The organism is Streptomyces sp. CB02980 (assembly GCF_014451325.2).
In the GTDB taxonomy this organism is placed as follows: Bacteria; Actinomycetota; Actinomycetes; order Streptomycetales; family Streptomycetaceae; genus Streptomyces.
This window is the reverse complement of sequence record NZ_JACSCH020000026.1, coordinates 1-19830: the sequence shown is the minus strand read 5'-3', so window position 1 is coordinate 19830 and position 19830 is coordinate 1. Positions and strand designations below refer to the sequence as shown.

The window sequence follows — 19830 nt, the reverse complement described above, 5'->3', positions numbered from 1 at the left end:
CACATGGCCAAGCGAATCGACGTCAGCGGCCTCTCTGCCTACTACGGCGCCCACAAGGCGATCGACGACATCTCCATGACCGTCGAGCCCCGCTCGGTGACGGCCTTCATCGGCCCGTCCGGCTGCGGCAAGTCCACCTTCCTGCGCACCCTGAACCGCATGCACGAGGTCACCCCCGGCGGCCGTGTCGAGGGCAAGGTGATGCTCGACGACGAGAACCTGTACGGCTCGAACGTCGACCCGGTCGCCGTGCGCCGCACGGTCGGCATGGTCTTCCAGCGCCCGAACCCCTTCCCCACCATGTCGATCTTCGACAACGTGGCGGCGGGCCTGCGCCTCAACGGCAAGTACAAGAAGTCGCAGCTCAACGACATCGTCGAGAAGTCCCTCAAGGGCGCCAACCTCTGGAACGAGGTCAAGGACCGCCTGAACAAGCCGGGCTCCGGCCTCTCCGGCGGTCAGCAGCAGCGTCTGTGCATCGCCCGCGCCATCGCGGTCGAGCCCGACGTCCTGCTGATGGACGAGCCCTGCTCGGCCCTCGACCCGATCTCGACGCTGGCGATCGAGGACCTCATCGGCGAGCTGAAGGAGCGCTTCACGATCGTCATCGTGACGCACAACATGCAGCAGGCCGCCCGCGTCTCGGACCGCACGGCCTTCTTCAACCTGGCGGCCGTCGGCCAGCCCGGCAAGCTGATCGAGCTGGACGACACCGAGCGCATCTTCTCCAACCCGAGCGTCCAGGCGACCGAGGACTACATCTCCGGCCGCTTCGGATAAAGACTCGTCTACGGTGCTGCATGGCGGTGCCACCGTTAGACGAAGGGCCCGGCTCCCCCACAGGGGAGCCGGGCCCGACCATTTCACGCCACTGTCGACCTCAGCCGAAGAAGAGCTGCACCACGGAGAAACTGGCCGCAGCGACGAGCGCCGCCGCCGGCATCGTGATACTGCATCCCCCGGGGAATCACCCCCGGACCCCCAGCAGAACAGCAGCCACCACTCGTCAGCCGAAGAAGAGCTGCACCACGTAGAAACTGGCCGCAGCAACGAGCGCCGCCGCCGGCATCGTGATACTGCATCCCCCGGGGAATCACCCCCGGACCCCCAGCAGAACAGCAGCCACCGCTCGTCAGCCGAAGAAGAGCTGCACCACGTAGAAACTGGCCGCAGCAACGAGCGCCGCCGCCGGCATCGTGATGAACCAGCCCAGGATGATGTTCTTGGCGACACCCCACCGCACCGCGTTGACCCGCTTCGTCGCGCCCACACCCATGATCGCGGAGGTGATGACGTGCGTCGTCGAGATCGGCGCGTGGAAGAGGAACGCCGAGCCGAACATGATCGACGCACCCGTGGTCTCCGCCGCGAAGCCCTGCGGCGGGTCCAGCTCGATGATCTTCCGGCCGAGCGTCCGCATGATGCGCCAGCCACCCGCGTACGTACCCAGCGAGAGCATCACGGCGCACGCGATCTTCACCCACACCGGGATGTCGTCGCCGGCGTCCTGCACATCGGCGATGACGAGGGCCATCACCACGATGCCCATCGTCTTCTGCGCGTCCTGCAGACCGTGACCGAGCGCCATGCCGGCCGCCGACACTGTCTGCGCGATACGGAAGCCGCGCTTGGCCTTGTGCGGGTTGGCCTTGCGGAACATCCACATGATCGCGCACATCACCAGGTAACCGGCCACGAGGCCGACCACCGGCGAGATGAACATCGGGATGACGACCTTGTCGAGGACGCCACCCCAGATGACCTCCGTACCGCCGGCGAGCGCCGCACCCACCATGCCGCCGAACAGGGCGTGCGAGGAGGAGGACGGCAGACCGAAGTACCAGGTCACCAGGTTCCAGATGATCGCGCCGACCAGCGCGGCGAAGAGGATGCCCATCCCCTTGTCGCCGTGCGGCGTCTCGATCAGGCCCTCGCTGACCGTCTTGGCGACCCCGCTGCCCATGAAGGCGCCGGCGAGGTTCATGACGGCGGCCATGGCCAGGGCCGCTCGGGGGGTCAGCGCACGCGTCGACACCGAGGTGGCGATGGCGTTGGCTGAGTCGTGGAAGCCGTTCGTATACGTGAAGCCGAGCGCGACACCGATGGTCACGATCAGAGCAAAGGTGTCCACGAAGCTCAGGACTCCTTGACCGCGATGGTCTCCACCGTGTTGGCGACGTGCTCGAACGCGTCGGCCGCCTCTTCCAGCACGTCGACGATCTGCTTGAGCTTGAGCACCTCGATGGCGTCGTACTTGCCGTTGAAGAGCTGGGCGAGCAGCTTGCGATGGATCTGGTCCGCCTGGTTCTCCAGCCGGTTGACCTCGATCCAGTACTCGGTGAGGTCCTTCATCGTCCGCAGGTTCGGCATCGCCTCGGCGGTCAGCTCCGCCGCCCGCGCCAGCACCTCGATCTGCTGCTCGACACCCTTGGGGAGCTCCTCGACGTTGTAGAGGACGACCAGGTCGACGGCCTCCTCCATGAAGTCCATGATGTCGTCGAGGGAGGACGCGAGGTTGTAGATGTCCTCGCGGTCGAACGGCGTGATGAAGGAGGAGTTCAGCTGGTGGAAGATGGCATGGGTCGCGTCGTCGCCGGCGTGCTCCGCTGCCCGCATCCGCTCCGCGATCTCGGCCCGGGCGGAAGGCTCCGCGCCGAGCAGTTCCATCAGGAGTTTCGAGCCCGTGACGATGTTGTCCGCGGACGCGGCGAACATGTCGTAGAAGCTCGTCTCCCTGGGGGTCAGACGAAATCGCACGTGAGGTCCTCGGGGTGCTGGGTTTCGGTCAGGCTGATGCTAGGCGCATCATCCGGCCACGGCTAACCGGCGTCTCTCAGTGTCGCCCATCAGGCACAGTGAACAGCACGGGCCCCCGCCCGGATCTGCGGGGATCGGTACCATATACCCACGAGGGGTATACACCCCCTTAATGGACAACGGGAGGACGCCATGACGACCACCGAGGCGGACCAGGTCACCCCCGAGGCCGTCGAGGCCGTCGGGCCGGCCGACCACGAGCACGGCGTGCACGGCTACCACAAGCAGAAGGACGAGCACCTCAAGCGACTCCGCCGGATCGAGGGCCAGATCCGCGGGCTCCAGCGGATGGTCGACGAGGACGTCTACTGCATCGACATACTCACGCAGGTCTCCGCCTCGACGAAGGCGCTCCAGTCGTTCGCCCTCCAGCTCCTGGAGGAGCATCTGCGGCACTGCGTCGCGGAGGCGGCGACCAAGGGCGGCGACGGCATCGACGCCAAGGTCGAGGAGGCCACGAAGGCCATCGCCCGCATGATGCGGACCTGAGGCCTCCGTCCCGCTCCTCCCGTACGCGGTGATGAGCCGGGCCGTCCCGTCAGAGGTCCTCCACGGCCCGCTCCACCGCCACCCTCAGCACCTCGTCGATCCGGTCGGCGCTGAGCCGCTCCCCGTCCGCGGCCGACGCGGCGATGATCAGCTCGCCGCACAGTTCGATCTCGGCGAGGGCGACGCAGTCCGGGTCTGCGGTCACGGTTGCTGTACCGGGCGGGGCCACGCGCATCCACCTCTTCCTGCCGGCGTCGGTCTCCCAGCGGTCTCCCAGCGTAGGGACGGCGACACGCACCGCGCATGACACGTCCGGACCATTTGCCGATGGTCCACGCCAGTACCGGGCCGGCTCAGGCCGTTCAGCCCTTGATCTTCCCGGCGTAGATGTCCCGGCGGTCCGGCAGCGCCACCTGGACGGGGACCCCGAAGCCGTACAGCAGGGTCGTCGACGCGACCGCGACCGTACGGCCCTGGTTGCTGAAGCTGAACTGGTGGCGCACCTTGCGCAGCCGCCCCTCCCCGTCGAGGTACGCGTCGAAGGGCACGGTGTCCGTGGCGAACCCTTTCGCCGCCGCGGCGAGCGGTCCCCGGAGCTGCGGCGAGGCGACCCGGGCGGCGTGCGCGATGTCCGCGACCCCCCGGTAGTGGCTGACTTTCACCCCTGCCAGATCGACCTCGCCGACGTACGTGACCTGCCGGGCGCCCCGCAGCAGCTCCGCCGCGGCGGCCGGATCGGTGGCCCCGCCCGTGACGAGGTTCCCGTCGTCGAGGGTGGTGGTGTCGACCCGCACCCACTTGTCGGCGGGCACCCCGGCCCCCCGGTTCTTCATGTAGAGGGCGCCGGGGGTGAGGAGCTCGGTGATGGGCCGGTGCTCGCTGGTCCCGGCCGCGTCCTTCGGCAGCACCACCTGGAGCCGGCCGGTACGGCGCCGGAAGTCGTAGCCGCCCTCGCCCCGGATGGTGACCCGCGTCCCGCCCGCGGCCATCTCCATGGAGGTGCTCGCCTTGGAGGTGCCGGCCTTCGTCAGCGCGTCGGGGGCGTTCCGTACGGCGAGGGTGGGGTCGACCGTCGGCCTGGGGTCCTCGGGGGCGGCGCACCCCGAGACCGCCGCGGTCCCGACGAGGGAGCCGACCAGGACGGCGGTGACGGCGAACGCCCCGCTCCCGCGCACACCCGGACGGCCGTACCGCAGCTGCACCACCATCGCCTGCCAACCCCCAACGCCTCACCGCTGTTTGCCCGGGACCCGCCCTTCCCCGGGCCCGCGGGCCCTGGGGACGCCCGATCCGCATAACGACGGTCGAGGCGTGCCGTCACGCGCAGTACCGTGGTGAGGTGCACGCGCAGTCCTCCCCTCACACCACCACGACGTCGGAGCGCGGCTCGTTCGCGCTGGCACGCTGCAGCTGCGGCTGGACGGGCCCGGCCCGAAGATCCCGCGACCGGGCCCGCACGGACGCGGCGGACCACCTCCGCACCGCGGAGGGCACGGAGGGCTAGGGCCTATCCGACCCTGATCCGCCGGACAGGCCCTGGGCGGCGAGGTCGCGCAGGCGTGGTGACCGGGGGCGCGAACGCCGCCCGGGCGATCCGTCGAACGGACAGGTCCTAGGCGGCGAGGTCGTTGCGGCCGGGACCGGCGGCCGGGCCGCCGATGCGCGGCTCGGGGATGCCGATCGCCTCCGGGTGCCGCGTCGGCTCGGCCCGGCGGGAGCGGACAAGACCCGCGCAGCGGCCCGAGCGGGCGACGGCGGAGATCACCGGGGTGAGCAGCGCGAGGGCGAGCGGGGCCAGGAGCAGTGCCACCGCCGTACCGAGGGCGAAACCGCCGATCACGTCGGTCGGGTAGTGGACCCCCATGTAGACCCGCGCGAAGCCCTCGGCGAGGGCGAGGCCGATCGCGACAAGACCGAACCTGCGGTGGGCGACGAAGACACCGACGCCCAGGGCCATCGCCAGCGTGGCGTGGTCGCTGACGAAGGAGAAGTCGGTCTTCCCGGCGACGAGGACCTCGAGCCCCTGATGGTCGTTGAAGGGCCGGGGGCGCTCGACGAAGCCGCGGATGGGGATGTTCACCAGGAGGGCGACGCCGGCGGCCAGCGGGGCCCAGACGAGCCCGGCGACGGCCGAGACGGAGTCGGCCAGGGTGCCGCGGCGGCGCACGCTCCACCAGCACCACAGCACGACGAGGGCCATCGCGAGCATGATCCCGTACTCGCCGACGAACTCCATGACGCGGTCGAACCACGGCGGGGCGGCCTTGGCCAGCCCGTTGATGTCGTAGAGCAGGCTGACATCGGGGTTCGAACCGTCCGATGCGAGTCCAGCCATCTGCTGAGGCCCCTTGCTCTCGTGTCTGTGTTTTCCAACCCCCGTGGTCAGAGCGGTCGGACCAAGGAACGAACCGCCTGAGGCGCACGTTCCGATCTCTCCGGTGGATCATGATGACGTTATCGAAGAGTGACGGTTCACCGCAGCTCAGGGCCTGTGCATGACGGAGAGTTCCGGCCATGTCCGGTACGCCCGGTAGGCGCGCGCCTGCCGACGGTCCGTCTGTTCCGCTCAGGCCTGCGGGAGATGGGTGGGCAGCGCCGCCGCGCCCTCCGCGGTGACCCGGGTCGCACCGAAGTAGTCCGGGGTGTCGATCCGGTCGAAACGGATCACCGCGCCGGTGCGCGGCGCGTCGATCATGTACCCGCCGCCGACGTAGATGCCGACGTGCCGGATGGCCCGCGAGTTGGTCAGGTCGTCGGAGAAGAAGACCAGGTCCCCGGGGAGCAGCTCCTCGCGCGAGGGGTGCGGCCCGGCGTTGTACTGGTCGTTGGCCACGCGCGGCAGCCGGATGCCGACATCCTCGTACGCGGCCTGGGTGAGCCCGGAGCAGTCGAACCGGCCGCTCTGCGCGGCCGTGCCCGTACCGCCCCAGAGGTACGGGGTGCCGAGCTTCCCCTGCGCGTAGTGGATCGCACTGGCCGCCTGCCGGGAGGGATCGACACGGCCGAGGGGCTTGGCGAAGCTCTTCTCCAGGGACTTGATGATGCGCACGTAGTTCTGGGTCTCGCTGATGGGCGGCACCCCACCGTGCTTGATCACCCGGTACGCGCCCGCGTTGTACGCGGCCAGCATGTTGCTCGCCGGGTCCCCGGGCACGTTCTTCACATAGCCGGCGAGCTCGCAGTCGTACGAGGCGGCCGAGGGGATCGCGTCCTGGGGGTCCCAGATGTCCCGGTCGCCGTCCCCGTCGCCGTCGACCCCGTGCCCGGCCCAGGTGCCGGGGATGAACTGGGCGATGCCCCGCGCGTCGGCCGAGGAGACGGCCCGCGGGTTCCAGCCGCTCTCCTGGTAGAGCTGGGCGGCGAGCAGGGCCGGGTTGATGGCGGGGCAGAGGTTCCCCCAGCGCTGCACGAGCCCCTGGTAGAGCGCCGGGACCGCACCCTTGGCGAGCGCCACGGTGCCGTTCGCGCCGGTGCCCGCACCGCCCGCGAGACCCGCCGCCGCCGAGTACGTACCGACGACGAGCAGTGCGACGAAGCTCAGACAGACCCCGAAGGCCCCACCGGCCACCAGCCACGCCTTGCCGGCCCTACGCACCGTCAACCACCCCTCGGCTCATGGCAGTACGCCCCCGGGGTCGATTCTAGGCGGTGAGCCGCCGACACCGCCCCAAGAGTGCAACAACGACAATCATTGCCCGGAGTCACTCTCCGTGATACACAGAGTGACCATACGCTTCTTTGCATAGAAACCGGCCAGACCACCGCAGGTCAAGACGGTCAAGTCGGTCAGATGTGCGGGGATCGGGTAAAGAGAGCCGTCAAGCCGTCACACGCGAGCGGTTTCATCAGCGAAGATAGGGCGATGACCCATGCCGTCCGGCAGGGGCGACTAACTACCCATACAGGGGCGGTGAGTTACATGTACCTGGCGGCAGAAAAAGGCGACATCACCACCATCATCGGTGGAATCGCCCCGAACTGGGGCCCCTTCGGCAGCCTGGGCGCCGAGGCGAAGATCATGATCGAGGTGGTGATGGCCGTGGCCATCCTGCTCTGCCTCGGCATCGCCATCTGGGGAGCGGCCAAGCAGCGCATCGGCGCCACCGCCCTCCGCGACACGTTCAGCGCGGAACAGGGCAAGGGCCTCATCGTGGCCGGTCTGACCGGCGTCTTCATCATCGGATCCCTGGGGACGCTGTTCACCATCGTGTACGGGATGGCGGTCTGACCCCCCGTCGGACACCACTCCTCTGAGAATGCGTTCCCCAGATGTCCAGCAAGACGTACTGCCCGTACCGCGAACCAGTGAGGGGGCGTTCCCGGCATGAGTCCCGGTGACGAGCACGACAGCTTCGGCGGCGTGGGCGGCTCGGGCCAGACCCGGACCCGCCTGCCGGAGGGCAACAGCGGCGACGTGTACGGCGGCGCCCGCCGCCCCGTCCGCAGCTCACGCTCCCTCATCACGGTCGTCGGCGTGGTGGTCCTCCTCGTCGCGGCCATCGCCTTCGCCAACCGCGGCGGCGGCGACCCGGCGGACGCGGCGGGCCCCTCCTCCGACACCCCCGGCAGAACGGCCCCCACGGCGGCGACGGGCATCCGCCCGGTCACCGGCAAGAACGGCCAGATCCCCACGGGCTACGCCCAGGACGAGCAGGGGGCGCAGAGCGCGGCGACGAATTACGCGGTGGCGCTGGGTTCGGTCGACATGTTCAACGCCGACCAGCGCCGTGAGATCGTACGCACCGTCCACGCCCCGGCGGTCGTGGACGACCTTCTCAAGAAGTTCGACGCCTCCTACACAGCCGATCTCATGGCCAGCGCCGGACTCAACAAGGACGGAACCGCACCCTCTGGAATGACCCTCGTGTCACGCACCATCCCCATCGGCGCGAGGGTCCTGGACTACACGGAGAACTCCGCGACGGTCGAGGTCTGGTGCACCAGCCTTGGTGGCCTCGCAGGCGCGGGCTCGACCAAGCCCGTCACTTCCACGTGGTTCACCATCACAGAGAAGCTCACGTGGGTCGGGGGCGACTGGCGCCTGGAATCCCTCGACCAGCGCGAGGGACCCACCCCGGTCAACGGCGACAACCGCGCCTCCATGGCCGACGAGATCGCCGAAGCGGTCGAGGGATACGGAGGGTTCACCTATGCCCGCTGAGCGAAGCCTGCCCGTACGCGCGGCGACCGCGATCGTGGCGGTGTTCCTCTTCCTGCCCCTCCTGCTCGCATCGGCCGCCCAGGCCGCTCCCACACCGACGCCTTCGACGCCCACGCCCTCCCCGAGCGCGGGCAACAGCGAGTGCAGATTCCTGGTGGGAGAAGCCAGGACGCTCTGCGAGCGGAGTCAGCCCGGCGGCGGCACGGTGCCGCTCCCCGAGACCAACAACGAGCAAGACCCCCTCAAGTCCCTCGCCCGCGGCTTCTCCGACGCCGCCATCGCCACCATCGACTACCTCTCCAAGGCCGTCAAAGAAACCGCCGACGTCGACTTCACCAACACGGAGTTCCTCGGCCGGTACGCCATCGTCTTCGCCGCCTCCACCGTCCTCACCCTCCTCCTCTGGCTCCTCGCCGTCGCCAAGCGCGCCGTCCGCGGCGTCCCCCTCACCACCGCGCTCTCCGAAGCCATCGGCTTCCTCTGGCTGACGGTCCTCGCCTCCGCCTTCACCCCCCTGATCCTCTACACCGTCGTCAACGCCACCGACGCCGTCACCGAGGTCATCGCCTCCGGCACCGGCAAGCAGACCGACGTCTTCTTCGGCAGCTTCAAGGAGGCCCTCCAGAAGGGCGACAGCATCGGTGGCGGCCCCATCATGCTGATCATCGTGTCCCTGGTGACCGTCATCGCCGCCGGCGTGCTCTACCTGGAGCTCTTCCTCCGCGCCGTCATGCTGTACGTCGGCGCCCTCCTCGGCGTCGTCGTCTACTCCGGCCTCGTCGACAAGAACATGTGGGGCCACGTCCGCCGCTGGGCCGGCATCATGATCGCGATCATCCTGGTCAAGCCGGTCATCGTCATCGTCCTCGGCCTGGCCGGCGCCCTCTCCTCCGGCACCGGACCCGACTCGTTCTCCGCCGTCGTCTCCGGCCTCGCGATCATCCTGCTCGCGATCTTCGCCTCCGCGATGATCTACCGCTTCGTCCCCGGCTTCGGCGACGAGATCGCCGCCTCCCGCAACAACCGCCTCCACCGCGCCGGCGAGAACGCGGCCGCGGCGGTCATCTCCTCCCCCGCCTCCCTCGTCTCCCAGGGCATCAAGACCCACAGCTCCCGCGGCGACGGCGGTGGCGGCCAGGGCTCCCAGCCCGCCCGCCCCGCCAACCCCATGTCCGGCGGCATGGCCGCCCACAGCAGCCGCGGCGGAAGTGGCGGCGGCGCGACTCCTCCGCCCCCGCCCCGCAGCAGCAGTCCCACCGCGGGAACCCCGCACAGTAGCCGCAAGAACTCTGGAGGTGCAGGGCGTTGACGACCCAGTCCCAGCCGGTCGCGCCCCGCCGTACGTATCTCGTGGGCCGCGCCCGGCCGAACGCGATCGTCGGCAAGAACCGCGAGACGGGCGAGATCGCCCTGATCATCGTCGGCGCCTTCCTCGGCATGATGAGCGGACTCCTCGTCCCCCTCCTCCCCCTGCGGATCGCGCTCCTCGCCGGCCTCCCGATGCTCGCGATCGCCGCCGTGTACCTCCCGTACAAGCACCGCACGTTCTACAAGTGGTTCGAGATCAACCGCAGCTACAAGCGGATGCTCAAGCGCGGCACGGCCTACCGCTCCGTCGTCTCCGAGTCCGGCACCCACCTCGACGGCCGCGAGGTCGAGGTCGGCCCGCCGCCCGGCATCGGCCGCGTCGGCTGGCTCGCCGCCCCCTTCGGCCCCGACGAGATCGCCGTCCTCCTGCACGCCGACCGCCGCACCGTCACCGCCGCCATCGAGATCGAGGGCCCCGGCGTCGGCCTGCGCGACAGCGAGGACCAGGAGGCCCTGGTCGACCGCTTCGGCACCCTCCTCAAGCACGTCGCCAACGGCGACGGCTTCGTGACCCGCCTCCAGATGCTGGCCCGCACCCTCCCCGCCGACCCGGACGCCCACGCCAAGGACGTCGGCCAGCGCGGCGACCCCCACGCGCCCACGTGGCTCATGGAGTCGTACGACCAGCTCCAGTCGATGGTCTCCACCTCCAGCGAGCAGCACCGCGCCTACCTCGTCGCCTGCATGCACTACACGCGCGAACTCGCCGCCGAGGCCAACGCCATGGCCCGCGCCGCCAAGCACGCCTCCGGCGCCCGCAAGCTCGACCGCGACGCCGGCCTCGCCGTCGTCATGGCCCGCGAGCTCACCGACATCTGCGCCCGCCTCGCCGAGGCCGACATCCGCGTCCGCCAGCCCCTCGGCCAGTCCCGGCTCGCCTCCCTCGTGCACTCCATGTACGACCCGGACCACCCCATCGACCACATCCAGGCCATGACGAAACGAAACGCTTGGCCCGCCGAACTGGACGCGATGGAGCCGACGTACCTCCAGGCCAAGACCCGCGAGTCCTCCACCCGCGCCCCCTGGTGCCACGCCACCGCCTGGGTGAAGGAGTGGCCGATGACCCCGGTCGGCGTCAACTTCCTCGCCCCGCTGCTCGTCCACACCCCGGACGTGATCCGTACGGTCGCCGTGACCATGGATCTCGAGCCCACCGAGGTCGCCATCGAGCGGATGCTCACCGAGAAGACCAACGACGAGGCCGACGCCTCCCGCGCCGCCAAGATGAACCGCACGGTCGACCCGCGCGACATCGCCGCCCACGGCCGGCTCGACCAGCGGGGTGAAGATCTCGCCAGTGGAGCAGCCGGAGTGAACCTCGTCGGGTACATCACGGTGTCGTCGCGTTCACCCGAGGCCCTGGCCCGGGACAAGCGCACGATCAGGGCCTCCGCCGGCAAGTCGTACCTGAAGCTGGAGTGGTGCGACCGCGAGCACCACCGGGCCTTTGTGAACACCTTGCCGTTCGCGACCGGCATCCGCCGCTAGGGCCGAAGGGGCACAGACCCATGCGAGATCCGCTGTCCGTCCTCACCGACGCCTTCACCGCCTTCGTCTTCGGCAAGGTGGAGACGACCCGCCTGCCCGTCCGCACCTCCACCGGGCAGGCCCAGGCCGTCTACCTGCCCACCGCCGCCCCCGGCCTCGGCGACTCCGGCGTGATCATCGGCCGCGAGGTCTACAGCGGCAAGGGGTACATCTACGACCCCTTCCAGCTGTACGGGCAGCAGCTCCCCGCCCCCCACTGGCTGGTCCTCGGCGAGTCCGGCAACGGCAAGTCGGCGCTGGAGAAGACGTACGTGCTCCGCCAGCTCCGCTTCCGCGACCGTCAGGTCGTCGTCCTCGACGCCCAGGGCGAGGACGGCGTCGGCGAATGGAACCTCATCGCGCAGGAGCTGGGGATAACCCCCATCCGCCTGGACCCCATGGTCGCCAACGACTCCGGGATCCGCCTCAACCCGCTCGACCCGTCGATCACCACGACCGGGCAGCTCGCCCTGCTCCGGACGATCATCGAGGTGGCGATGGGCCACGGCCTCGACGAGCGCTCCGGCTTCGCGCTCAAGGTCGCCCACGCGTACGTCGTCGAGCACACCACCCACCGCCAGCCGATCCTCACCGACATCGTGGAGCGGCTCCGCCACCCCGAGGCGGAATCCGCCGAGGCGATGAACGTCGACATAGACGATGTACGGGCCTGGGGCCTGGACGTCGCCCTCGTCCTGGACCGGCTGGTCGACGGTGACCTCCGGGGCATGTTCGACGGACCGACGACCGTCGGCATCGACCTCGACGCGCCCCTGATCGTCTTCGACCTCTCCCACATCGACCGCAACTCCATCGCCATGCCGATCCTGATGGCGATCGTCGGCGTCTGGCTGGAGCACACCTGGATCCGCCCCGACCGGAAGAAGCGCATCTTCCTCGTCGAGGAGGCCTGGCACATCATCAACAGCCCGTTCGTTGCGCAGCTGTTCCAGCGGCTGCTCAAGTTCGGCCGCCGCCTCGGCCTGTCCTTCGTCGCCGTCGTCCACCACCTCTCCGACGTCGTCGACGGGGCCGCGGCGAAGGAGGCCGCGGCGATCCTCAAGATGGCCTCCACCCGGACCATCTACGCCCAGAAGGCCGACGAGGCACGCAACACGGGCCGGGTCCTCGGCCTGCCCCGCTGGGCGGTCGAGATCATCCCGACCCTCACCCCCGGCATCGCGGTCTGGGACGTCAACGGCAACGTGCAGGTGGTCAAACACCTCATCACCGAACGAGAACGCCCGCTGGTCTACACGGACCGCGCCATGACGGAAGCCTCGGCCCCGTCGGGAGACCCGGACCTCGAATGGGAGACGGAGCAGCGCGCGATCCTCATCGAGCAGCAGATGAACGGCACTTCGCAGTCGACGGTGGCATAGATGGAATCGGCACGGAAGGGCGGGGGAGGGGTCTCCGACGGGCTGCTGCTCAGCCTGTTCGGCCTCCTTCTGTGCCTCACGGTCCTGGTGTGGACGGCGACCGGCCTGGCCGGTCTCCTCTCCCACGGCGCCTGGCCGCAGGGCGTCGCCTACACGGGCACGCCCTCGGCCCTGCGCTCCCTGGCCACGGCCCCGACGGACCTCGCGGCGGCCTGGCCGAACACCCCGCCGGGCCGGCTCTCCGGGTACGGCCTGTTCTGGGGCCTGCTGATCGGCGAGGCGATGATCCTCTTCGTCCTCGCGATCTTCGCCCTGGGCACCGTGACCCGCTGGCGAGCGGTGCGCGCCAACAGGAAGGCGGGGGCGTACGGGCGCGTCCCCGCGACTCCGGTACGGGAGGGCCGGGCTCCGGCGGCCCCCGCCGAGGCCGTTCGGGTCACACCGCCCCGGACGGAGACCCCCACGGCCTCCGCCCTTCCCACAGGGGCCGCCCCAGCGCCTCCGGCGGCCCCCGCGGCTCCACCGGTCGCGGGGGTTCCGGCGCCCGCCGCCCCGTCCCCCGCGACCACCGCGGCCATGCCCGTCGTCCCGGCACCCACCGAACCGACGTCCGCGGGCGCACCGGTCGTACCCGCGCCCCTCATGACGTCGCCGGTTCCCGCGCCGCACCCCGTCGCCGCTGCCGCCGGTCAGGCGACCCGTACGTTCTACGGCCCCCCGGACGCCCGCCGTCCCGCAGCCGTCCAGGCCGTACGGGATGCCGAGGGCCCGGTCCTCGTCGTCACCTCCGACCCCGCCCTCTGGTCCGCGACCAAGGACGCGCGCGGCAAGCTCGGCCCGGTCCTCGTCCACGACCCCGGCCACCTGTGCGACACGCCCGCGCGACTCCACTGGTCGCCGTCCGAGCGCTGCGAGGACCCGGCCGTGGCCGCGGAGCGGGCGGTCGCCCTGCTGGCTCCGGTACGCCCGCACTCCCGGCTTGACGCGGCCACCGCGGACACTGCGGAAACGCTCCTGCGCTGCTGGCTGCACGCGGCCGCCGTGGACGGTCGCCCGTTCCGCCAGGTCCACCGCTGGGCGCAGGGCACGGGCGCCCACGAGCCGGTACGGATCCTCCGGAGCCACCCGAAGGCGGCCTCCGGCCACGCGGGACTGCTCGAATCGGCACTCACCGCGCACCCGGAAAGCCGCCGCATGGCACAGGAACTGACGGCCCGTGCGCTGGCGTCGCTCTCCTCGGTCCACATCCGGGAGGCCTGCACCCCGAATCGAACGGATTCGCTGGCGCTGGCATCTTTCCTCCCCGAAGGGGGCACCCTCTACGTGGTGGGGGAGTCGGTCGAGGATCCCCGCACCCACCCCGGCGCGATGCCGCTCCTGACGGCGCTCGCCGCAAGCGTGGTCGAGCACGGCCGCCGCATGGCCGCACGGTCATCCGACGGTCGGCTCGACCCACCAATGACCCTCGTCCTGGACGACGTCGCCGCCGTGGCCCCGCTCCCCCAGCTCCCGGAGCTCCTCGCCACCGGCCACACCCAGGGCCTCTCGACCCTGGCCCTGATGCGCTCCCCGGAACAGGCCAGGTCCCGCTGGCCGGAGAACCTGCTGAGCCCGCGCGGCTGAGGGCTCCGGCCCGCTCCCGGGTCAGAGGGCGCGGCCGCGCAGGGAGTGCAGGTGGGCGCGGGCGGCCTCGGCGGCATGGGTGAACCAGTCGGCGATGACCGCGGTCTCCTCCGGGGTGTACCGGGCGAAGACATCCTCCAGGCGGGCGTAGAACGGCTGGTACAGCGCGACGACCCGGGCGGCCGCGTCCGGGTCCGCGACCACGCGCACCCGCCGCCGGTCGGCCGGGTCCGGGGCCCGGTGGGCGTATCCGGCCTTCTCCAGCCGGTTGAGCACGCCGGTCACGGCCCCCGTGGTGAGGTTGGCGCGCTCCGCCAGGTCCCCGGCCGACAGCGGATCCTCGCCGGCGCCGAGCACATGCCCGAGACAGGTCAGATCGGTCACGTTGAGGCCGAGGGCCTGGGCGACCTCCTGCTGGCCGATGAGGCCCAGGGCCACGTACGCGTCCATCCGATGGATCGCCTCGCCGACGGTGGCCGGGGGACGGCTCTTGCCCTCCACGCAGAGACTCCTTAGCATCTAAGTTACTTAGCTCGTGAGATAAACCATCCCACCGATGCCTTCATCCTGCCTGCCCCGACACCCCACAGGAGCATCCATGAGTGCCCACGGCGACGTCGACCTCGGCCACACCCTGGCCGGCTGGACCGGAACCACCCTCGCCGGACTGGGATCCGCCGTCGCCGGAGCCGGAATCTGCCTCGATCGCACCTGGGCCCTGTGGCTCGGCGCGGCACTGGCCGTTCTCGCCGCCGCCACGACCTGGACCCTCCACCTGACGGGCTGGGGCAAGCCCTCCGGCCCCCGCCCCGCCCACCAGTGGGACTGGCGGGTCCGCGACACCACCGCACGCCACGGCCACCCCGACTGCCTCGGCTGCCGCCTCGCGGGCCGCCCCGTCACGGCCACCGCCCGGACACGGCCACAGCCCGAACCGGCCCCCGGCGGCGGCCTTCGGCACGGCGAGCGAGCTGCCACCGTTCTCCACCGCCCCTGATCCCGGCCTGATCGGCAAGACACCCCCTAGGAAGCCCGCCGCACCTCGTACTCGTCCTCCATCGCCGTGTCGTGCCCCGGTACGGGCACCCGGGCCCCCGTCGCCACGAAGCCGAAGCGGCGGTAGAAGGCCGCGGCCCGCGCGTTGTCCTCGTGGACGTAGAGCCGCACCCGCTCGACCGGCTCCGCCAGCGACCAGGACCACTCGACGCCCGCACGGAACAGCGCGTCGATCACACCGGTCCCCCGCACCTCGGGCCGTACATAGACACCCACGATGTGCGTCTGGCCGACCTTCGCCGGCTCACCGAAGCGCACCTCGTCCGACGGCCGCTCCACCAGGAGCGAGATCGTGCCGACCCACGTCCCGTCCGAGGCCTCGGCCACGAACTGCCGCACCGTCCCGTCGCCCGTCTCGGACGCCCCCTCGGCACGCTCCTGCCAGAAGGAGTCCGGGCGCTGCACGGAGGCCTCGTACGTTTCGAGGAACGCGAGGTGGGCGACAGGGTCGCGCAGGGCAGCGAGGCGGAGCTCGCGGGCCCGCTCCCACTCCTCGGCGCGGATGACACGTATCGAAAAGTCCATGGGCCCGATCCTCCGCGCGACCGCACGCCCCTGACAAGGGCTTTTCGCACCGTCGTACCCCGGTACTACACCGACGCCCCACCTCCCGCCCCAGGTCGGACGAACGCCCGCCGCCCGCTCCCTAGCGTCGTCAGCATGATCCGAGCAGAGAACCTCACCAAGCGGTACGGGGACACCACCGTCGTCCAGGACCTCAGCTTCACCGTCCGACCGGGCGCCGTCACCGGCTTCCTCGGCCCCAACGGCGCCGGAAAGTCCACCACCCTCCGCATGATCCTCGGCCTCGACGCCCCCACCCGCGGCCACGCCACCGTCGACGGCCGCCCGTACGCCCGGCACGGCGCCCCGCTCACCCGCGTCGGCGCCCTCCTCGAAGCCCGCTCCGTGCACCCCGGCCGCTCCGCCCGCCACCACCTCACGGCCCTCGCCCTCACCCACGGCATCCCGCGCTCCCGCGTCGACCGGGTCCTCACCGTCGCCGGCCTCACCCATGTCGCCGACAAGCGCGTGAAGGGCTTCTCCCTCGGCATGGGCCAGCGCCTCGGCATCGCCGCCGCGCTCCTCGGCGACCCGGCCGCCGTCGTCCTCGACGAACCGGTCAACGGCCTCGACCCCGAGGGCGTGCTCTGGATCCGCACCCTCCTCAAGTCCCTCGCCGCCGAGGGCCGTACCGTTCTCGTCTCCTCCCACCTGATGAGCGAGATGGCCCTCACCGCCGACCACCTGATCGTCATCGGCAAGGGCCGGCTGCTCGCCGACACCACCGTCGACGAACTCGTCCGCACCTCCGGCGGCACCTCCGTCAAGGTCGTCACCCCCGAGGCCGACCGGCTGCGGAACCTGCTCCCCGGCGCCGGCATCACCCTGGAGGCCCCCGACACCCTCCTCGTCACCGGCCCGGACGCACCGGAGATCGGCCGCACGGCCGCCGCCCACGGCCTCCCCCTCCATGAACTGACCCCTCAGGCCGCCTCCCTGGAGCAGGCGTTCATGGCCCTCACCCACGACTCCGTCGAATACCAGGGAGCCCCCGCATGAGCACCCCGACCATCACCCCGACCATCACCCCGGCCATCACCTCGACCACCGCCCCGACCGCGACCCCGCGCCTCACCCACGCGCGCGTACTCCGCTCCGAGTGGCACAAACTGTGGACCGTCCGCTCGACCTGGATCACCGTCCTCACCGCCACGGCGCTCGTCCTCGGCGTCGGCATCCTCATGGGCGCCACCTACACCTCCGACGGCGGCGACTCCGACGTCGACACCGTCATCCTCACCCTCTACGGCAGCCAGCTCGGCGCCATCGCCCTCGCCGTCCTCGGCATCCTGGTCACAGCCGGCGAGTACGCGACGGGCATGATCCGCGCCTCCCTCACCGCCGTCCCCGGCCGCCTCCCCGTCCTGGGGGCGAAAGCCGCCGTCTACACCGGCGTCGTCCTCACCCTCGTCCTCGTCACCAACCTGCTGACCTTCCTCACCGCGCAGGTCTTCCTCTCCGACACCGACCAGGCCGCCTCCCTCACCGACGACGGCGTCCTCGCCGCCCTCGCGGGCAACGCCGCCGGCATCACCCTCCTCGGCCTGATCGCCCTCGGCCTCGGCGCGACCCTCCGCTCCGTACCCGGCGCGATCGGCGCCTTCGTCGGCGGCGTGATGATCCTGCCCGAGGTCCTCGGGATGCTCCCGTACGAAGCGATGGAGACCGCCGTCCGGTACTTCCCCACCCAGGCCGCCGGCGCCCTCGGCTCGGCCACCCCGCTTCCGGGCGCGGCCTCCCCCGGCGCCGCCCTCCTCGCCCTGCTCCTGTGGGCGACCGCGACACTCGCCGTCCCCGCACTGTTGCTCAAGCGCCGGGACGTATGAGGATGATGACCGGGTGACCACGGAAGCGACCACGACGACGGGCCTCAGCCGCTCCATCCAGCAACTGCTCGCGCGGGCCCGGGCGTTCGATGCCCGCCGACCCTGGCTGTGGGACTCCACTCTGACGTTCTTCTGGACGGCGGCGGCCCTGGTGGACGCGTCGGGCGGCTGGCGGAACACCGCCCCCGACCCGTCCGTCCCCGCCTGGCTCGTGGTCACCCTGAGCCTCGGCCTCTCCCTCCCGCTGTACCGCCGCCGCCGTGAACCCCAGGCCGTCCTCACCGTGATGGCCTGCGCGGCGCTCGTCAGCGCCGCCACGGGCGCCTTCCTCCAGGCCGGCTACCTCCAGCTGATCCCGCTCTTCCACATCGCCCTCGCCCGTCCGCCCCGCGCCCTCCTGTGGGCCTCCGCCCTGCTCGTGCCGCCGCTCCTGACGGGGGCGGTCCGCTTCCCCCGGGGGAGTTGGGACCAGCACGTCGTCCCCACCCTGTGGGCGTACGCGCTCGTCGCCCTCCTCGGCATCGCGGTCCGCTCCCGCAAGGACCACACGGCGGCCCTCGTCGACCGGGCCCGCCGCCTGGAGATCGAACGCGACCAGGAGGTACGGCTCGCCGCCGCGGCCGAACGCACCAGGATCGCCCGCGAGATGCACGACATCATCGGCCACAACCTCTCGGTCATCACGGGCCTCGCGGACGGCGGCCGGTACGCGGCGGCGAAGAACCCCGAGCGCGCCACCCAGGCCCTCGACGCCATCGGTACGACGAGCCGCGAGGCCCTCGCCGAACTCCGCCGCCTGCTCGGCGTCCTGCGCGACGACGAGCAGGCGGCGGCCCGAGACCCCCAGCCCACCCTGGCCGACCTCGACGCCCTGGTCACCGGCGTACGGAACGCGGGCCTGCCGGTGCGGTTCGACCGGGACAGCACCTCCCCCGAGCGCCCCCTCACCCCGGGCGCCCAGCTGACGGTCTACCGGGTGGTCCAGGAAGCCCTGACGAACACCCTGAAGCACGCGGGCGAGGGCGCGAAGGCGACCGTGCTCCTCACCCACACCCCCCAGGAGGTACGGGCGGAGATCACGAACACGGGTCCGGCCGTCCCACCGCCCCCACCGTCCGGTCAGGGCCAGGGACTTACCGGGATGCGGGAGCGCGCGGCCCTCTACGACGGCACACTCGATACCGGCCCGCTGCCGACCGGCGGCTGGCACGTCAGACTCCGACTCCCCCGGGAGGGCTCCCCCTCGTGACGACCGTTCTCATCGCGGACGACCAGCCGATGCAGCGCTTCGGCTTCCGCATGCTGCTGGAGAGCCAGGACGACATGACCGTCGTCGGGGAGGCCTCCAACGGCACCGAGGCGATCCGCCTTGTCGACCGTCACCACCCCGATGTCGTCCTGATGGACATCCGGATGCCCGGCCTGGACGGCATCGAGGCGACCCGCCGCATCGTCGCCACGGGCGACCGCACACGGATCCTGATCGTCACGACCTTCGACCTCGACGAGTACGCGTACGACGGCCTGCGCGCCGGCGCCAGCGGCTTCCTGGTGAAGGACGCCCAGCCGGAGGAACTCCTCGCCGGCATCCGCGCGGTCGCGAGCGGCGACGCGGTCGTCGCCCCGAGCCTCACCCGCCGCCTTCTGGACGCCTACATCCACCACCTGCCGGCGTCCCCCACGGCGGACCCGAATCCGGAGGACCCCCGCCTCGCGGCTCTCACGGACCGGGAACGCGAGATCCTCACGGTCATCGGCCAGGGCTGGACGAACACCGAGATCGCCGAACGCCTGCACCTCGCGGAATCGACAGTGAAGACCCACGTCGGCCGCATCCTGGCGAAGACGGGCGCCCGTGACCGCGTCCAGGCGGTGATCCTGGCGTACGACACCCAACTGGTCGCGCCGGCCTGAGCGGGCCCCACGAAAAGACCCCGGAACGCAGAAAAGCCCCGCACCATGAAGGTGCGGGGCTTTCCCACAATGATTGTTCGGCGGCGTCCTACTCTCCCAC

General features: G+C 71.0%; 22 protein-coding genes. 14 read left to right on the top strand and 8 right to left on the bottom strand.

The genetic code is table 11. The annotated features are described in order from the left end of the window. The first annotated feature begins 3 nt into the window (after window positions 1-3). On the top strand, window positions 4-780 hold the full coding sequence (gene pstB, locus E0F75_RS36240; RefSeq protein ID WP_030323320.1) for a phosphate ABC transporter ATP-binding protein PstB: 777 nt from the start codon (window positions 4-6) through the stop codon (window positions 778-780). Window positions 781-1132: 352 nt separating this feature from the next. Here pstB and E0F75_RS36235 read toward each other — a convergent pair whose 3' ends face one another. Then, window positions 1133-2131 (bottom strand): inorganic phosphate transporter, encoded by a 999-nt coding sequence (locus tag E0F75_RS36235; protein WP_229315231.1) that lies wholly within the window; start codon window positions 2129-2131, stop codon window positions 1133-1135. A gap of 5 nt (window positions 2132-2136) precedes the next feature. Next, window positions 2137-2757 (bottom strand): DUF47 domain-containing protein, encoded by a 621-nt coding sequence (locus E0F75_RS36230; protein WP_229315230.1) that lies wholly within the window; start codon window positions 2755-2757, stop codon window positions 2137-2139. 192 nt (window positions 2758-2949) lie between these two features. On the opposite strand from E0F75_RS36230, the gene E0F75_RS36225 reads away from it, so the two are divergent. Further along, on the top strand, window positions 2950-3306 hold the full coding sequence (locus E0F75_RS36225; protein WP_229315229.1) for a metal-sensitive transcriptional regulator: 357 nt from the start codon (window positions 2950-2952) through the stop codon (window positions 3304-3306). 49 nt (window positions 3307-3355) lie between these two features. Here E0F75_RS36225 and E0F75_RS36220 read toward each other — a convergent pair whose 3' ends face one another. Further along, window positions 3356-3541: a hypothetical protein gene (locus E0F75_RS36220; RefSeq protein WP_030323327.1), complete on the bottom strand. Its 186-nt coding sequence runs from the start codon at window positions 3539-3541 to the stop codon at window positions 3356-3358. 127 nt (window positions 3542-3668) lie between these two features. Next, a complete protein-coding gene (locus E0F75_RS36215; protein WP_229315228.1) occupies window positions 3669-4514 on the bottom strand; it encodes a hypothetical protein in 846 nt (281 codons plus the stop codon). Between the two features lie 131 nt (window positions 4515-4645). Here E0F75_RS36215 and E0F75_RS36210 point away from each other — a divergent pair, with 131 nt between their 5' ends. Next, the gene (locus E0F75_RS36210) at window positions 4646-4810 is read left to right on the top strand and encodes a hypothetical protein (protein ID WP_229315227.1); all 165 of its coding nucleotides are present in this window, start codon (window positions 4646-4648) and stop codon (window positions 4808-4810) included. 108 nt (window positions 4811-4918) lie between these two features. Here E0F75_RS36210 and E0F75_RS36205 read toward each other — a convergent pair whose 3' ends face one another. Further along, on the bottom strand, window positions 4919-5641 hold the full coding sequence (locus E0F75_RS36205) for a phosphatase PAP2 family protein (RefSeq protein ID WP_229315226.1): 723 nt from the start codon (window positions 5639-5641) through the stop codon (window positions 4919-4921). A gap of 231 nt (window positions 5642-5872) precedes the next feature. Beyond that, window positions 5873-6901 carry an NlpC/P60 family protein gene (locus tag E0F75_RS36200; protein WP_374115498.1) on the bottom strand — a complete coding sequence of 343 codons (1029 nt, stop codon included), beginning with the start codon at window positions 6899-6901 and terminating at the stop codon, window positions 5873-5875. A 324-nt stretch (window positions 6902-7225) separates the two neighbouring features. Between E0F75_RS36200 and E0F75_RS36195 the strand changes: the two genes are divergently transcribed. From E0F75_RS36195 to E0F75_RS36170, 6 genes are all read left to right on the top strand, one after another. Then, window positions 7226-7534, top strand: a complete 309-nt coding sequence (locus tag E0F75_RS36195; RefSeq protein WP_017242359.1) for a hypothetical protein — start codon at window positions 7226-7228, stop codon at window positions 7532-7534. Window positions 7535-7630: 96 nt separating this feature from the next. After that, on the top strand, window positions 7631-8467 hold the full coding sequence (locus E0F75_RS36190) for a hypothetical protein (protein WP_229315224.1): 837 nt from the start codon (window positions 7631-7633) through the stop codon (window positions 8465-8467). Next, complete coding sequence (locus E0F75_RS36185; RefSeq protein ID WP_229315223.1) at window positions 8457-9776, top strand: hypothetical protein; 1320 nt, start codon at window positions 8457-8459, stop codon at window positions 9774-9776. Before E0F75_RS36190 ends, E0F75_RS36185 begins: the two co-directional genes overlap by 11 nt. Beyond that, the gene (locus tag E0F75_RS36180) at window positions 9773-11326 is read left to right on the top strand and encodes an SCO6880 family protein (RefSeq protein ID WP_229315222.1); all 1554 of its coding nucleotides are present in this window, start codon (window positions 9773-9775) and stop codon (window positions 11324-11326) included. Before E0F75_RS36185 ends, E0F75_RS36180 begins: the two co-directional genes overlap by 4 nt. A 20-nt stretch (window positions 11327-11346) precedes the next feature. Next, window positions 11347-12747: an ATP-binding protein gene (locus tag E0F75_RS36175; protein ID WP_229315221.1), complete on the top strand. Its 1401-nt coding sequence runs from the start codon at window positions 11347-11349 to the stop codon at window positions 12745-12747. Next, window positions 12748-14370, top strand: a complete 1623-nt coding sequence (locus E0F75_RS36170; protein WP_229315220.1) for a type IV secretory system conjugative DNA transfer family protein — start codon at window positions 12748-12750, stop codon at window positions 14368-14370. A 21-nt stretch (window positions 14371-14391) separates the two neighbouring features. Here the strand turns inward: E0F75_RS36170 and E0F75_RS36165 are convergent, their stop codons facing one another. Beyond that, window positions 14392-14871: a MarR family transcriptional regulator gene (locus E0F75_RS36165; protein WP_030323342.1), complete on the bottom strand. Its 480-nt coding sequence runs from the start codon at window positions 14869-14871 to the stop codon at window positions 14392-14394. Between the two features lie 97 nt (window positions 14872-14968). Between E0F75_RS36165 and E0F75_RS36160 the strand changes: the two genes are divergently transcribed. Continuing rightward, window positions 14969-15367 (top strand): HGxxPAAW family protein, encoded by a 399-nt coding sequence (locus tag E0F75_RS36160; protein ID WP_229315219.1) that lies wholly within the window; start codon window positions 14969-14971, stop codon window positions 15365-15367. A 26-nt stretch (window positions 15368-15393) separates the two neighbouring features. Here the strand turns inward: E0F75_RS36160 and E0F75_RS36155 are convergent, their stop codons facing one another. After that, on the bottom strand, window positions 15394-15951 hold the full coding sequence (locus tag E0F75_RS36155; RefSeq protein ID WP_229315218.1) for a GNAT family N-acetyltransferase: 558 nt from the start codon (window positions 15949-15951) through the stop codon (window positions 15394-15396). A 135-nt stretch (window positions 15952-16086) separates the two neighbouring features. Between E0F75_RS36155 and E0F75_RS36150 the strand changes: the two genes are divergently transcribed. Genes E0F75_RS36150 through E0F75_RS36135 form a run of 4 tightly spaced genes read left to right on the top strand, consistent with a single transcriptional unit; the run spans window position 16087 to window position 19730 of the window. Beyond that, complete coding sequence (locus tag E0F75_RS36150) at window positions 16087-16989, top strand: ABC transporter ATP-binding protein (protein WP_229315217.1); 903 nt, start codon at window positions 16087-16089, stop codon at window positions 16987-16989. After that, complete coding sequence (locus tag E0F75_RS36145) at window positions 16986-17816, top strand: ABC transporter permease (protein ID WP_229315216.1); 831 nt, start codon at window positions 16986-16988, stop codon at window positions 17814-17816. Before E0F75_RS36150 ends, E0F75_RS36145 begins: the two co-directional genes overlap by 4 nt. 13 nt (window positions 17817-17829) lie before the next feature. Continuing rightward, the gene (locus tag E0F75_RS36140; protein ID WP_229315215.1) at window positions 17830-19065 is read left to right on the top strand and encodes a histidine kinase; all 1236 of its coding nucleotides are present in this window, start codon (window positions 17830-17832) and stop codon (window positions 19063-19065) included. Beyond that, window positions 19062-19730, top strand: coding sequence for a response regulator transcription factor (locus E0F75_RS36135; RefSeq protein ID WP_229315214.1), 669 nt, complete (start codon window positions 19062-19064; stop codon window positions 19728-19730). The genes E0F75_RS36140 and E0F75_RS36135 overlap by 4 nt, the downstream gene beginning before the upstream one ends. The last annotated feature ends 100 nt before the right edge of the window (window positions 19731-19830 follow it).